9 protein-coding genes are annotated in these 15,816 nt (G+C 44.5%); 4 read left to right on the forward strand and 5 right to left on the reverse strand.

Going from position 1 to position 15,816, the window contains the following annotated elements; all coding sequences use genetic code 11:
* Nucleotides 1-266: 266 nt before the first annotated feature.
* The 5 genes from FEF09_RS08170 to FEF09_RS08190 form a co-directional block, all read right to left on the reverse strand.
* Nucleotides 267-1,859 carry a SusD/RagB family nutrient-binding outer membrane lipoprotein gene (locus FEF09_RS08170; protein WP_146304651.1) on the reverse strand — a complete coding sequence of 531 codons (1,593 nt, stop codon included), beginning with the start codon at nt 1,857-1,859 and terminating at the stop codon, nt 267-269.
* Nucleotides 1,860-1,872: 13 nt separating this feature from the next.
* The gene (locus FEF09_RS08175) at nt 1,873-5,337 is read right to left on the reverse strand and encodes a SusC/RagA family TonB-linked outer membrane protein (RefSeq protein WP_146304652.1); all 3,465 of its coding nucleotides are present in this window, start codon (nt 5,335-5,337) and stop codon (nt 1,873-1,875) included.
* A gap of 89 nt (nt 5,338-5,426) precedes the next feature.
* Nucleotides 5,427-6,431, reverse strand: coding sequence for a FecR family protein (locus tag FEF09_RS08180; RefSeq protein ID WP_146304653.1), 1,005 nt, complete (start codon nt 6,429-6,431; stop codon nt 5,427-5,429).
* Between the two features lie 63 nt (nt 6,432-6,494).
* On the reverse strand, nt 6,495-7,094 hold the full coding sequence (locus tag FEF09_RS08185; RefSeq protein WP_089808931.1) for an RNA polymerase sigma factor: 600 nt from the start codon (nt 7,092-7,094) through the stop codon (nt 6,495-6,497).
* A 218-nt stretch (nt 7,095-7,312) separates the two neighbouring features.
* Nucleotides 7,313-8,188: an AraC family transcriptional regulator gene (locus FEF09_RS08190; protein ID WP_146304654.1), complete on the reverse strand. Its 876-nt coding sequence runs from the start codon at nt 8,186-8,188 to the stop codon at nt 7,313-7,315.
* 283 nt (nt 8,189-8,471) lie between these two features.
* On the opposite strand from FEF09_RS08190, the gene FEF09_RS08195 reads away from it, so the two are divergent.
* The 4 genes from FEF09_RS08195 to FEF09_RS08210 all read left to right on the forward strand — a co-directional run bounded on the left by FEF09_RS08195 (nt 8,472) and on the right by FEF09_RS08210 (nt 15,809).
* Nucleotides 8,472-9,509 carry a LacI family DNA-binding transcriptional regulator gene (locus FEF09_RS08195; protein WP_146304655.1) on the forward strand — a complete coding sequence of 346 codons (1,038 nt, stop codon included), beginning with the start codon at nt 8,472-8,474 and terminating at the stop codon, nt 9,507-9,509.
* Between the two features lie 486 nt (nt 9,510-9,995).
* Nucleotides 9,996-13,112, forward strand: a complete 3,117-nt coding sequence (locus tag FEF09_RS08200; protein ID WP_146304656.1) for a SusC/RagA family TonB-linked outer membrane protein — start codon at nt 9,996-9,998, stop codon at nt 13,110-13,112.
* A gap of 19 nt (nt 13,113-13,131) precedes the next feature.
* Complete coding sequence (locus FEF09_RS08205) at nt 13,132-15,024, forward strand: SusD/RagB family nutrient-binding outer membrane lipoprotein (protein WP_146304657.1); 1,893 nt, start codon at nt 13,132-13,134, stop codon at nt 15,022-15,024.
* Nucleotides 15,025-15,233: 209 nt separating this feature from the next.
* On the forward strand, nt 15,234-15,809 hold the full coding sequence (locus FEF09_RS08210) for a redoxin domain-containing protein (protein WP_146304658.1): 576 nt from the start codon (nt 15,234-15,236) through the stop codon (nt 15,807-15,809).
* Nucleotides 15,810-15,816: the final 7 nt, after the last annotated feature.

The raw sequence follows: 15,816 nt of genomic DNA on the forward strand, positions 1-15,816 counted from the left end.
GGATGCATCCATGCATTCTTTTTTCCAGAAGCCATCTATACTATTTCTGTGATACGTGTTTCTTTTGGTTGATGAACGGCATAACAATGCATACCAGTGTGGTTTCCACACATGTGAATGTTGCGATTCGTCTTAGTTGATATTAATAGTTACATGTTCATTACGTGATACGCGGCCTTGTCCCTTTGTGTCTCAACAAGTAATACCGTGCGCATAAAAAGGTGTCGTGTGGAAATTAAAATGGTACCATGCGAAGTGAAAAAAAATTATTCTTTATCCCACCACAATCTGGTGCCGCCGTTGTCATCTCCCTTAAGCTTGCTCACAGCGCGTTTTACGCCTGCGGGATTAGTAGCGTATTCAAATTGTATGAAAGGGATGCGGCGAATAAATAGGGTAGAGGAGATCTTACCACCGCTGTTGTTGACTACCACCGGAAAAAGTTTTGGATAACCGGTACGCCGGAATTCAGACCAGGCTTCCTGTCCGTCGGGGAACACAGCGATCCATTTCTGTGTGATAATACGCTCCAGCTTTTCATGTACAGGTGCATTGTGGACCCATTTGATGGTTCGTTTACTCAGATAAGGACTGCCTGCCGGAATATTATTCAGGTTATTATGAGGGTCACTGTAAGGTTTTGCTGTAAGGGTATCGTCATTTTTATATTTCTCATAGCGGCTGCTGCTGATATTATATTGTCTGAAGGAAGCATAGATTCCTTTTTCATAATTCTCTTTTGCATCACCGGCGCCTTTCCATGAATAGAGGGCGGCTTCTGCCAGCAGAAACCATGCTTCCGCAGCCGTACAAAGTTGTATACGCGAAGGCTGCCATGCCAGTTTGGAGCATCCTGCATAGACGTCTTTGCTGGTGATGGTGATGCCGTTGCGGATACCATGGTAAATGGAATCTTTTGTATCTGCAGGCACAAAATAGTAAGGTAGTCTGGGGTCATGATATCCACATAAGACAGATTCCATGGGAGCGCCCATCCTGATATCATTCCACGAATTACAGATAACGTTCAATGGATGTGTGACAGGAGATATATTGATATTGAAATTTTCATCTGATGTGCTGAGTAAGCCGTATGTCTGATTGATAGCGGCTTCACCTTCTTTTCTGGCTCTTGAGGGATTCACATTGGAAATACGGAGCGCCAGTCGCAGACGTAAAGTGTTTGCCAGTTTGATCCATTTGACATAATCACCATTGTAGGAAAGATCAAATTTTTTAAACCTGTTGTCGGTGGCAGAAGGTACATACAATGTCAATGCTGTGACGGCGGAATCAAGGTCTTTAAAAAAGGCATCGTAAGCCTGTTCCTGAGAGTCGTAATCAATACTTCTGTCTTCATTAATAATAGCGTAGTGTGTGTAGATAACAGGGCCATAAATATCGCTGAGCCTGTGCATGGCCAGTACACGGATGATCTGGGCCCATGCATAGAAGTCAGGATATTTGCCTCTGCATTTATCCATTACGAAACGGCAGTTGGGCATTACATTGCCATATGCAGTCAGCCACGCGTCGTCATTCCAGTTGTCGAGCAGATCGTAGGTAATATTATTACGGTTGTCCTGAAAGGGACTGGGCGTCATCATATACCCCGAGAAAATGTCTCCCATCAGGTTCTGTTGTAGTTGTAAGACAGATACGTCATTGCTGACATAGACATTCAGCATTGACTGTACCAATGGGTCACCAATCAGTTTAAAATCACCCTGCAGTTCATTATCGTAAACGTCATAGGGGTTGGTATTGATACTTTCAAAGTTGCGGGTACAGGCAACCTGCAATATCAATATTGTTAGCAGAATGGTGATTGCTACAAAGACAGATTTTCCTTTATTCATTCATAAGCTCTTTTTAAAGAACCAGTTTAATGTTGGCCCCCATACTTCTTAGTGCCGATACACCGAATGCATCTATTCCCTGTAATCCATTGCCGCTGCTCATGGATACTTCAGGGTCAAACGGTGCACGGATACTGAAGAAGCAAAGGTTTCGGCCGATCAAACCGACCTGCAGTCTGTTGATCCATTTGCTCTTTAACGGTAATTTACAGGTCAGTGATATCTCCCTTAGCCTGATATTTGTGGCATCGTACATATACATTTCTCCGATGCCTGCTCTTCCTCCGATCGTAGCGTAAAATTTGCGTTCGTCGTATTGGGTCGTAAGCGGGGTGCCGTTTTCATATACTGCGTTGATGGTCACACCTCCTGCATCTCTGGCTTTTGCGCTGGCCTCACTGACGCCATAAGCATCCAATACGGAATTGGTGACGCTCATGACTTTGCCGCCGAAACGGCCATCAATCAGAAAACTCAGGGCAAAACTTCTGTAGCTGAGAGAGTTATTCCATCCGAGCATAAAGCGGGGATTAGGGTTGCCTACTTTTTTCAGTACGTTGCGTGTTTCAAGATTTCCTCTGCTGTCAATTACAAACTGTCCTTTCTCGTTTTTATAAAGCTCTTTATTAGTATAAATATCTCCCCATGAACCACCTTCCTTAATAAAGGATCCGTACATATTGGTAACGAAATCCGTCAGGATATAGTAGTTGTCCGGACCGGCGCCTGGAATACTGTTATTACTCAGTTTTACCACCTTGTTATTATTGATGGTAAGATTGAATGTGCTGCTCCATTTCAGATCGGCATGCTGTACCGGTACCAGATTTACTGCTGCTTCCCAGCCCTGATTCTGGATATTGCCGAGATTCAGATAATAGAACAGATAGCCTGAGCCGGAAGGTGCGCGCACTTCCATGTACTGCTGATAGTTATTGTTTTTATACCAGGTCAGATCTATGCCGATACGGTCCTGTAAAAAACGTATTTCAGCGCCTGCTTCCAGTGAGCGGTTATCTTCCGGTTTCAGATAGATACCGGGATAAGGTGCACGGGTGTTGAAATTGACCCTTGTGACGCCACCGGTTGTCTGTAATAAAAAGCGGGCCGGACGGGATGCATAAGGTGCAATGTCGTTACCGGCTTTTGCATAAGATATTCTCGCTTTCGCGAAACTGATGGCAGATGGGAAGGTAAACCACTCGCTCAATACGGAGCTTACACCCGCTGAATAATAGAAATAACCTTTGCTTTTGATAGGCGTAAATGCGAAGGTGCTTGACCAGTCATTACGGCCTGTCATATCCAGAAAAATGCGCTGTTTCCAGTTGAGTTGTGCACTGCCAAACAGGGCCTGCAGCTGCTTTTTATCTATACTTTGTTGCGCATCAAGGGCGCTGGGAGAGATGTTATGTACAGAAAAGATGTTGGGAATAACGAGTCCTTCCGCAGCCGTCGGATTGGTACTGACCAGAGAGCGGTCATGCGCTTTCACATCTGTGATACTGACACCCAGCATGGTTTGCAGTTTGAAGCTGGGGGATAACTGGCGACTGGCAGTCAGCATCATATCGCCATAGAGTTGTGTGTTATGTTCAGCTTCGCGGGTGTAGCGTCCATTCGGCGGACTTAACACCTGTTGTGTTCCTGCATGGGCAGACATTTCGTAGAGATCATAACTTCTGTCTACATTTCCCCGGACCTGCAGGGAGAGCCATTCTTTCAGTTTATATTTTAAAGTCAGCGAGAACATTGTACGGTTCCTGCTTTCATGGCGTTGTGCATTGTATTGTATCCAGTATGGATTCTGCTGATCGTCCAGTCCGGACCAGTTCAGGTCACTGTGGATATTCCACCAGTTCTGTAGCGGCAGATTGCGCTGGGTATCAAAGTATTGGTATTGTTTGTAGTTATCGAAATCTAGCCCTCTGGGGAGGTTATACAGGCCTGTCAGAGGGTTGTAGTACAGTCCGGAGGAAGGTCTGTTCCGGACATCCTGTATCAGGTAAGAGAAGTTGGCGTCTACCAACAGCTTCTTTTTGAGCAGATTCGCTGTGATACGTGTGTTGAAAGTATGTCTTTGCAGATTATTGGCAGGTAATATACCCCTGTTCATCGTATTGGCATATGACAGGTAATATTGCGTATTGGCAACTCCTCCGCTGTAAGAAATACCATTCGTCGAGGTAAGACCGGTGCGGAAGAAGTCCTTTACATGATTACGGGCGGTTGTTTTATTACCCCAGCTGTCAGAAGAACCCGGCTGCAGATTGTCTTTATCGTCTTTATAAGGGCGGATTGTTTGTCCGTAACGGAATTGCAGATCCGGTAGCAGGAGCGGTTTATCTATCATCAGATCAGATGATACATTGACACGTGCTTTCCCTGCCAGTCCCTTTTTAGTAGTGATCATTATCACGCCATTAGCGGCCTGACTGCCATACAAGGCAGCCGCAGAAGCACTTTTTAGTACGCTGATGCTTTCAATGTCGTCAGGGTTAATATTGGAGATACCATCTCCGCCATCTCTTCCGCTGGTACCGACGATACCAGATGATTGTCCCCATATATCGGTTGGTTGTGAAGGTGTGAAGTTGGCCATTGGTACACCGTCGATAATATACAGGGGCTGGTTTTCGCGGGTAGATTTGTTTCCTCTCAGTATCACTCTGGCGGAGCCGCCAATACCGGAGGCGCTTCTGTTGATCATGACACCGGCGATTTTCCCGGACAGGCTGTTGATCACATTGGCGTCTTTGACAGTGGAAATATCTTCATTGAGCAGTTGTCCGGTGGCATAAGGAAGCTCTTTATTGCTTTTAGGAATACCCAGTGCGGTTACTACCTGTTCATTGAGTCCCTGCACACTTTCTGTCAGTGTAACATCGATCAGCAGCCGTTCGCTGATACTGATTTCTTTATTGATGAATCCTACGGAACGGAACACCAGTACATCTGCGGGAGCTGCTTTGATGCTGTAGTAACCTTCATCGTCTGTATGTACCCCTTTATGAGAGTCTTTTACAAGGATAGTAGCACCGGGAAGTGGTCGTCCGCGGCTGTCTTCTACCCGGCCTGATATCTGTAGCTGTTCATTCCCGTCAGCGGTCTCCATGCCGGAGGCGGTTGTTTCCTGCATACCGGCCCATACTATGATCTTATCGCCTTTTACGAGGAATGACAAGCCGGTACGGACGGATAGTTTATCGAGTACATCCTGAATGGGTAGGTCTTTACAGTGGAGGGAAATTTTCTTCCGCAGGTCTATGGCGGTTTTGTCGTAGTGGAAATTGAGTCTGCTTTGTGTGGATACCTCCGCCATGATTTCCGCGAGGGTTTTATTAGTGGCGGCGATGGTAACACATTGGGGGCAGGAAGCGGATTGTTGGGCACGCAGGGGAGTGACTCCTGTCAATGAGGTCATTAACAGGAAGCTGGCAATAATACATACTCTGCAGAAGTATGATTCTCCCATCATATAGCCCCATTTACGTTTAAATACAAAGCAGCTTTAGTCGTGAAAAGTTCTGCGCCCGCTGACGGGGCAATTGTATTGTCAGCATATTTTTATTTATTCTTTAATAGTACGGTGTCCTTTCCGATGGTGTAGGAAAGTGATTCTGTGAGGCAAATGGTTTCGATCACATTTGCCAGGGTTTCCTGTCTGAAGTTGCCGGTATAGGTCCAGTCTTTTTTGTCGCTTTGATTAATGATAGTTACGCCGTACCGGTTTTCGATAGCGATGCGTACCTGTTCATAAGAAGCGTCTTTGAACACCAGATATCCTTTTTGCCAGCCAATAGTTTCTTCCGTGTTAAATGTTGTTTTCACCAGCTGTAATGAACGGCGGTCAAAGCTAGCCTGTTCGCTTGGCTGTAAAATAACAGGGGCCTGAGAGGCGGTGGTGACTTTCACCTTGCCGGTCAGCAGGGCCACGGTGATCTGTTGTTCGTGTGGGTAAGCACGCACATTGAAGGTAGTACCAAGGGCGATGGTGCTGACGTTGCCTGCATGCACGGTAAATGCATTTTCAGGCTTCGGGGCGGCATCAAACCATGCCTCACCTTCCTCGAGGTATATGTCGCGGCTATTGCCTGTAAAATGTTCCGGATAGCGTAAGCGGGTAGCGGCATTGAGCACGATTGTACTACCGTCTTCCAGTACCAGTTGTTCCCGGTTACCTTTGGGCGTATTGACGGTGACAAAGCCATCGGCCACGGTACGGCTGGTCCGGGCAATGTTTCCTGCCAGAGGTTGTTCTGGCGAGGAGGGGTTGGCTGCCCGTTGTTTTTGTTGGAAAAACCATGCACCTGCGGCTACCAGTACGGCAACAGCGGCTGCTACGTAATACCAGGAACGCATGAGGCGGCGTACCGGGGTGGCAGGTTGTATATGATTCATGAGCGTACGCTGTACTGCTGCGAGGTCTGCCTGAATCTCGCGCTCATTTTTAGGCGACGTATACTGGTCGCCAATGCTGTTAAACCACTCTTCGATAACTGCTGTTTCTTCCGGAGTGCATTGGCCTTCGTTATAACGTTCTAATATTTTCCTGATCTTATCTTGCTCCACTGCTTGCAATTTTGAAATGTCCCAATGATAATCTGATGTCGTACCAGAGCGGTAGAAGTACCATTAATTGGCAAAAAATGAGTACATCGCCTGTGTTGTGAGTAAAAATAGTACGAGATCTGTTCTGGCATGATTGGCCCGAAGTATCTTAAGGGCTTTGGTAATTTGATTTTTAACGGTTTGCTGGGAGAGTCCGAGCCTGACGGCTATCTGCTCAACTGTCTGATGTTCAACGCGACTCAGCATAAAGATCTCTTTCATACGCTCGGGAAGATGATTGATGGTTTCAAACACATCCTGTGTACGGGTCTTGCTGTCAACCAGTTCGGCAATGCCGCCCGGCTGTACGTCGAAGTGCTCAATCAGTTGTTGCAGGTACTTACGGTAGGTGGAATTTTTACGGTAGATATCAATGATCTTGTGTCTGGCTGACTGGTACAGGTAAGATTTCAGAGATTCATTGACACTAATGGACTGCCTTCTTTCCCAGAGAGAGGTAAACAGGTCCTGCAGAACGTCCTTACCGGCTTCTGCACCGTCTATTTTACTGAGGATATAAAGGTATAAAGGTTGACTGTAACGCTCATAAATAACGTTAAAAGCATTTACACTGTCTTGTTGGAGCAGCGATAGTAATTCTTGGTCAGTATAATTACTATACATGGAATACAGAAAAAAGATTTTGGTTGATAAATGGTTTATTATCAGCAAATAACTCCATTTATATTGGCATCTTTCGTTATCAGCCGGAAGGAAATTAATACATTTTAATCAATTACCAAATAATTTACAATGGCCTATCCGCGCCATGGTGCTTACCTGGCTGAGGATCAGTGCATAGGCTTACTATTTTTAGGAGTAAGCTATTATAAGCGTATCTCTCACGCTTCTTTCAGTCTTAATTCGTTCTTATATTCCTTCGGTGTTTTACCAACAATCTCTTTGAAAAAGCGGTTGAAGTTGGAAAGGTTCTTAAATCCACAGGAATAGGCGATTTCTGCAATAGACCAGTCTTCTTCTGTCAGTCGTTTACAGGCATGGCCGATACGTACCTCATTGAGAAACTGTACAAAAGACTTCTTCGTACGGTTCTTAAAGAAACGGCAGAATGACTGTGGAGAAAGGTTGGTAATGCTGGCTACATCCTGCAGGGATATTTCTTTGGAGAAATTACCCATCACATACTTGAATACTTCATCAATCTTGTGGTTGTCTTTGGCATTGAAGGCATGTGAATAACCTGTGCTGGCGAGGTACTGCACGTCTTTTGTCTCCGCCAGTATCTTAAGGATACTGAGCAGGGAGATAATACGTTCCAGTCCTTCCTTTTTAGGCAGGGATAATATGTGTTCTTTCAGCAGGTCGTAGGTTGGTCCCAGTATTTTCATACCGCGTTGCGCTCTATGAAAGAGATCTGTGAGTGACTTGGTTTCCGGCAGACCATAAAATTTCTCTCCGAAGATATCTTTCGGGAAATAGATCACTACTGACCTTGCTTTCAGCTGATCGTTATTTTTGTGGTAGCTTTCATCATTATACCATACGTGTGGAATATGTGGCCCCAGAAATACCATGTCGCCTACATCAAAACTTTCAATGCTGTCTCCCACGATCCTCTTACCATTACTTTCCATCACGAATACCAGTTCGCATTCCGGATGAAAGTGAAACGGTGTATTGAAATAAGGATCACATCGCTCAATGATGGTGATCTGATTGTCGGCAAATGCCCCCACTTTTATAAGTATGGGTTTCATGTAATTATAAATTTAAACTTCCCTTTAACCCTGTAATGACTCTCGAAATAGTAGTAAACACTATCCTGGTATATGACCCCTGCCATAATATGCCGGCAGTAATTAAAATCCCCCTGACAGAACTTTTCCTCAGAAAGTGCCAAATTATCAAATTTTGGTTAAAAAAGCATCATTTATTCGTAATAATCACATTGAAAAAATACGGCCCCTGCTATTATTTTATTTGGCAATCTGCACTTAAGATTCTAATTTTCTAACGAATATCAAACCAAATCTGAATTTCGTGAAAGGAATATCCATTAAAGATATTGCCCAAGAGGCAGGTGTTTCTCCTACAACAGTTTCTTTTGTATTGAACGGTAAAGGCAAAGAAAAAAGAATCAGTGAACAGGTCAGCAAAAGGATCCTGAAAATAGCTGGAAAACTGAAATATAAGCCCAACCAGCTTGCCAGAGGGTTACGCACCGGCAAAACGAAAACTATCGGATTAATGGTCGAAGATATCGCCAACATCTTTTTTGCCAATGTTGCCAAAGTGGTAGAAGACGAAGCGGATAAGTTTGGTTATAAAGTGCTTTTCGGTAGTACGGAAGACAATGAAGAGAAAGCCAAAGGTCTGCTTGAGGTACTTCGTTACCGTCAGGTAGATGGTTATATTATCACCCCTACGCTCAATCTTGATAAGGAAATTGCCGCCCTCCAGAAGCCGGTTGTGCTGATGGACCGTTACTTTCCCAATATTGCCGATTCTAACTATGTAGTAGTAGATAACTTTCAGGGAGCCTATACGGCTGTCAGTCATCTTGTAGAACAGGGGTATAAAAAGATCGGTATTATCACCACTACTTCCGCTCAGATACAGATGCAACAGCGTCTGGATGGGTTTGTAGATGCTTTGAAGAAACATGATCTTCCCGCCGGTAAGAATGTAATCAAACGCCTCCCTTTTGACCTTGACAGGGCAGGATTTATTCAGGAAATTACCCAGTACCTACAGCAAAACAAAGACCTTGATGCCTTGTTTTTTGCTACTAACTATCTGGGTATCTGTGGTATTGAAAGCATCCGTTCTATCGGATTACATATCGGTACAGACATAGGCATGGTCAGTTTCGACGATCATGACATTTTCCGTCTGCATAGTCCTTCTATCACCTGCGTAGCACAGCCGGTAGAAGAAATAGGCCGTCGTCTGATACATATGCTGATCGCAGAACTGGAACATAGCACTGAAGTAAGTGAACCACAACATGTTGTACTGTCTCTCGAACTCAGAAAGAGAGAATCATCTATGCCGGCAGTTCACCATGTGAACGCCTGATTCCACGAGCCACGATATGGGATGTCTGATACTATGCTAGCATTTATTATATCAATTTTCAAAAAACAAGGTATTTCCACATAGCTTTTTTATGGTTCCAACATTTCATGGTCATTTCATGTTATAGTTTTATATTTTGCGTGTATTACTACTCAGGAATATAACATCATTGTGTCATTTGATTAGCGCGGAACTACTGTATTTTTACCGAACTGTAAGCGAGAACAACTAAAACGTTTTTATAGCATCTGCTCTGGCAGGAAAACGTCATCAACAATATTTAAATCAACTGGAACTAAATCATTCCACCAACTAATTATTCAGGACTCGGGAAATTTTCTAAATAATTAATTAACAAAACAGAGGGACAGAAACACGGAAAAACAAACGGGAGCTGCTTAGCTGTATGCAACTTTTGCATATCAGTTTAACTGGTTGCATTGTCATATTTTTTATTATCCACATTCATCATCAATCTATCGAACTATGAGAAGATTACTGATCTTTTTATCGCTATTCCTATGCGTATGCTTCAATGTGTCCGCTCAGGATAAACAAGCGGTATCAGGTACTATCAGAGACGCAGACGGCAGTCCGCTGCCAGGCATTACGATCCTCGAAAAAGGCACTAAAAACGGCGCGCTTACAGATGCGGCCGGATCTTTCAAATTACAGGTAAACCCCAAAGCTGTGCTGGTAATTTCCGGAATCGGTTTTATCTCACAGGAAATAGCCGTAAATGGCAACTCCAGCCTAAATGTAAGTCTGGTAGTAGATAACAAAAACCTCGGTGAAGTAGTAGTAACTGCATTGGGTATCAAACGTGAAAAGAAATCACTGGGTTATGCACTGCAGGAATTAAGTGGTGACAAACTGGTGGAAGCAAGAGAATCCAACCTGGCAAATGCATTGACTGGTAAAGTATCTGGTCTGCAGGTATTACGCTCCAGTAATGGTCCTGCCGGTTCTACAAAGATCACGCTGCGTGGTAACAACTCCCTGACCGGAACTAACCAGCCGCTGATTGTCGTAGATGGTATTCCGTTAGATAACTTCACCGGTGCCACCAATAACGATTACTGGAACCCTTCCAAAGACATGGGTAACGGTCTTGCTGACGTTAACCCTGAAGACATTGAGACAATGTCAGTGCTGAAAGGACCTTCTGCTGCTGCATTGTACGGTTCCCGTGCAGGTAATGGCGTTATCCTCATCACCACTAAAACAGGTAGAAAACAGAAAGGTGCAGGTATCACTTACAGTTCTCAGGTAGGTTTCTCTGAAATCTTTGCCAGCCCTGACAGACAAAATACTTTTGCTCAGGGTAGTGAAGGTGTTTTCGATCCATTGTCCGGTAGCAGCTGGGGACCAGCGATCGATGGTCGTAGCGTAACAGACTGGTCAGGTAAACAAACAACCCTGCAGTCTTATGACAACGTGAAGAACTACTTCGATAAAGGATTGAACTTCAAAAACACAATTTCCTTTCAACAGCAGGTAAGTGAAGGTACTTCTATCTATACCTCTATTACACACCTGACTGACAAAGGTATCATCCCTGGCAGTAAACTGAACCGTACCAACCTGACTGCACGTGCAGTATCCCGTTTTGGTGCCAACAAACGCTGGACCAGCGATACCAAAGTACAGTACATCAATTCAAAGGCAAACAACCGCCCTCAGAATGGTGATAATACCGGTAACGTATTCCGTACACTTTATGCACTGCCAAGCAATATTGATATAAGAGATTTCAGCGCTGCTAAAAGAGAGAACGGTAAAATGTTATGGTTTGGTTCCGGAAATGCAGTAAACCCATACTGGGGCAAGCTGTATGACCTGAACGAAGATATCAGAGACCGTTTCCTGATGACAGGATCATTGAAATATGATTTCACTTCATGGTTAAACGCTGAGTTGAAAGCAGGTGCTGATATTTATGGTACCAATGCAGAAGCAAAACGTTATGCAGGTAGTCCATCTCCGGCAAACGGTAGCTACAACCGCACTAAAGAAACCTTCTCTGAAGTAAACTACAGTGCATTGCTGACTGCCCGCAAAGACAATCTGTTTGGTAAACTCGGTGGTGCAATCACAGCAGGTGGTAACCTGATGAAGCAGCAACGTGACCGTCTGGAGGCGAATGTGGGTGAACTGCAGATCCCTGACTTCTTCTTCCTGAACAACGGCCGTTCTAATCCAACGCTTACGCCGCTTTCAACTGAGAAGAGAATCAATTCCGTATATGGTTCAATCGGTGCAAACTGGGACGCTTACTGGTTCGTAGACGTAACATTACGTAACGACTGGTCTTCTGCATTGAGCAAAGCTAACAGATCTTATTTCTATCCATCTGTGAGCACTTCCCTCATCGTGACAGACATGATCAGTCACATGGGTGGCGAGATGCCTAAGTGGATATCATACGGTAAAGTACGTGCGTCTTATGCAATGGTAGGTAATGACCTTGCTCCTTACAGCCTGTACAATACCTATGATGTAAGTAAAGATCCTAACGGCAACACTGTTGTTAAAAGAAAGAACACCCTGTTCGATCCTACTGTAAAAAGTGAGCTGATTAAATCCGCAGAAGTTGGTGCTGAACTGAAATTGTTCAACAACCGTCTGGGTGTTGACTTCGCATGGTATAAATCCAATGCTACCCGTCAGCTGATTGATCTGCCAATGGATCCGCTGAGTGGTTATTCCTTCAGAAAGATTAATGCAGGTGATATCGAGAATACAGGTATTGAGTTGATGCTGAATGCCCGTCTGATTGATAATCCTTCTGGCTTATCATGGGATATGGGTGCGAACTTCTCCAACAACAAGAACACTGTGAAATCAATTTCTCCGGATATTTCCCTGTATTCTTTGGGTGGATTTGATGATGTACAGATCTATGCAGCAGCTGGCCAGAAATATGGTGAGATCTGGGGTACTGCATACCAGAGAGTAACAGATCCTGCGAGCCCTGCTTTCGGTAAACAGATCGTTAGCGCAAGTGGTTATCCTCTGGCTACCAGTGATAAAGTAAGATTAGGTAATCAACAGCCAAGTGCAATGCTGGGTATCTCCAACACCTTCTACTACAAGAACCTGTCTATGGGCTTCCAGGTAGATGGCCGTTTCGGTGGTAAGATGTTCTCCGGTACCCTGTCTTCTTTACAGAGAGGTGGTGCAGCTGCAGAAACTGTTGTGAACGGAAAACGTGATCCGATCGTAGTAGATGGTGTTGTATACAATGATGCAACCAAAACATACGATCAGAATACTGTAGCGGTTAATCCTCAGCAATATTGGGTGGATGGTATCAACGTAAGAAACGTAGGTATCGTAGAAGCTAACCTGTACGATGCTTCTAACATTCGTCTGAGAAATTTGAATATCGCTTACAATCTGCCTTCTAAATTACTGTCAAAAACACTGGTACAGAGAGCAACTGTAGGTTTGTCCTGCACAAACGTATGGCTCATTTCCAGCCACATGAAAGGTATAGATCCTGAGTCTGTATATGCGACCAACACGAATGCTATAGGTTTCGAAGCTGGTAGTGCGCCTACTTCCCGCACTTTCCTGTTCAACGTATCTATTGGTTTCTAACTGCTGAAAAAAAGAATTTATGAAAAGTATAATAAAGAGTGCTTGTATATTAATGGCCGGTAGCATGCTGTTTCAGTCATGCTCCAAATTTGAGGAGATCAACAACGATCCGAACTCCGCAAGCGAAAGTCAGATAGAGGTTGAATATGCGATCAACGGTGCAATTACCGGTGCGCAGATGAACCCGGATGTGGCAGAAAGATCTTTCGTGCTCTATTGGAAAACTGCAGGTCGTCAGCACAGACAGGGCGGTTTATCCAGCGGTGGCTATGATGATGGCTGGACAACAGCATATTACAATCAGGTGTCCGGCTGGCTGAATGGAGTGAACCTGGCAGCGCAACTGGCAGAATCAAGAATTGCGGCTAATACTGCAAAACCATACACCAAAAACCTCTTACAGGTTGCGCGTATCTGGCGTGCTTACCTGCTGAGCGAGGCGTCTGATAACTTCGGTCCTATGCCTATTGAAGGTTTTCAGGGTAAGAATCCAACTTTCTCCAGTGTGAAAGATGTGTATTACTATGCACTGAAAGAACTGACCGAAGCAGTAGCAGCGATTGATGAATCTGTAGTAAATGCAGATGGACTGGATAAATTCGATCCTGCATATGGCTACGATTATAAAAAATGGAAACGTTATGCCAACTCACTGCGTATGCGTCTGGCAATGCGTTTATCAGAAGTAGACGGAGCAAAAGCAAAAACAGAATTTGAAGCAGCTGCAGCTTCAGGTATGCTGATCACTGATGCTGATCAGACTTTTAAAGTGCAGGAAAAAGAAGGCTGGGATGACCTGACAGGTGTAATGAGCCGTGAATGGAATGCACAGCTGTTGTCAGCCACACTGAACAATCTCTATATTGGTCTGGGTGGTATTACCTCCGAACAGCAGCTGCCTGATTCGCTGCATGCTTTTATCAAGGATGCTGATTATCTGGGTCTGAAGTTTGCTAATCACATGGCTTCAATGTCTAACGAACCAACGATCGGTTACTGGTTTGATGGTTTGCATAAAACAATGGATCCACGTGCCTATAAAGCGTTTATCATACCGGGTCAGTTCAATAACCCTGACTTCTCTTTTTATCCAAGCTATACTAACGATGCGAGAACAGTAAAACGTAGTATGGATGGTTATGGCGAAGTTGACGCGACATTCACATGGAATGCTTCTACCACAGGTGACTGGGGTGAGAAAGGTGCGAAGAACTTCCTGTTCACTTATCCGGGTACCAACCCTCGTCTGGCACAGCGTTTCAGAAACAGTAAAAATCAGCGTATTTTCTTTGCTCCATGGGAAACTTACTTCCTGATGGCAGAAGCTGCTGTAAAAGGCTGGACTACACCAGTATCTGCACAGGCGGCATATGAGACAGGTATCGCAAAAAGTTTTGAATACTGGGGTGTAACCGAATTCCTCGGAGCTTACCTGACTTCTACTGCTTACAATAACGTAGGTACTTCTGTAAGCTGGGGACATAATGCAGAACCTCCTGCAACACATGCCATGAGCTACATCGATGCTTATACCAAAGCACCGGGTACTGCCAACATCCTTTATCCTTCCAACACACTGTATAAAGGTGGTACTGTGAAGAACGACGCGTTGACCAAGATCATTACGCAGAAATTTATTGCACAAGTGCCCTGGTTGCCACTGGAATCATGGAACGATCAACGTAGACTTGGTCTGCCGTTCTATGAGAATCCGGCGATTGAACGTCCGCTGCCAAACCTGCCAGGCCTGACTGCCAGCAATTATATGACCAGCGACATCAAGTTCTTCCCACAGCGTATCAGATACCCAAGCAGTCTGTCTAACAGCAACCCTGCCGGTTATGCAGCAGCGGTTTCTCTCCTCGGAGGATCAGATGCTGTACTGACACCGCTCTGGTGGGCTAAGCACTAATACTCAAGAGCTATCAGAAAAACTCCATGCATCATGCATGGAGTTTTTTTATTACCTGTTTTATTGTATATTGCTTCCACGTGAAAAACAACTAAGGGATTTTATCAACCGGATCATCTGTAGGAATCTATGAGAGCCTGAGTATTGGTCTTACACCACTCTGCATCATCAACGATCGGATTTATTGTTATGAGAAAACGAAAGCCACTATGCCTAAACTACTTGTGTGTGTCCTGTTAACAGGGCTGCTATCCTTACAAACCATTACGACAAATTTGATAGCCGGCACTGGATTTACAACAGGAGGGAGCCTGAAAGATTACAACGGAAAAACGCATACCATAAAGCCAAGAGGAAAAGCAGTTGTATACCTGTTCCTTTCACCTGAGTGCCCTTTGTGTAAAAACTATGCCCCCGTGTTACAGGCGATGCAGCAGAAATATCCTGAAATACAATTTTATGGTATCGTGAGCGGAAAAACGTTTACAAAAGAAATTGTTGCAGCATACGCTAAAGATTACAAGATCACTTTTCCTATACTGATGGATCCGGATAAACATGCAGCAGCATCATTAAGAGCAACGGTTACGCCGGAAGCACTGCTGATAGGTGAGAACGGACGTGAATATTACAGAGGACTGATTGATGACTGGGTAACCGGTCTGGGTACCAAACGTGCAAAAGCAACAAAGCTGTACCTGGCGCTGGCGATTGAAAACCTCTTGTCAGGAAGTGACCTGACATATGCTACACAACCAATAGGTTGTCTTATCAGTAACTATTAAGTCAATA

This window comes from Chitinophaga pinensis (genome assembly GCF_007896845.1).
Classification (GTDB): domain Bacteria; phylum Bacteroidota; class Bacteroidia; order Chitinophagales; family Chitinophagaceae; genus Chitinophaga; species Chitinophaga pinensis_C.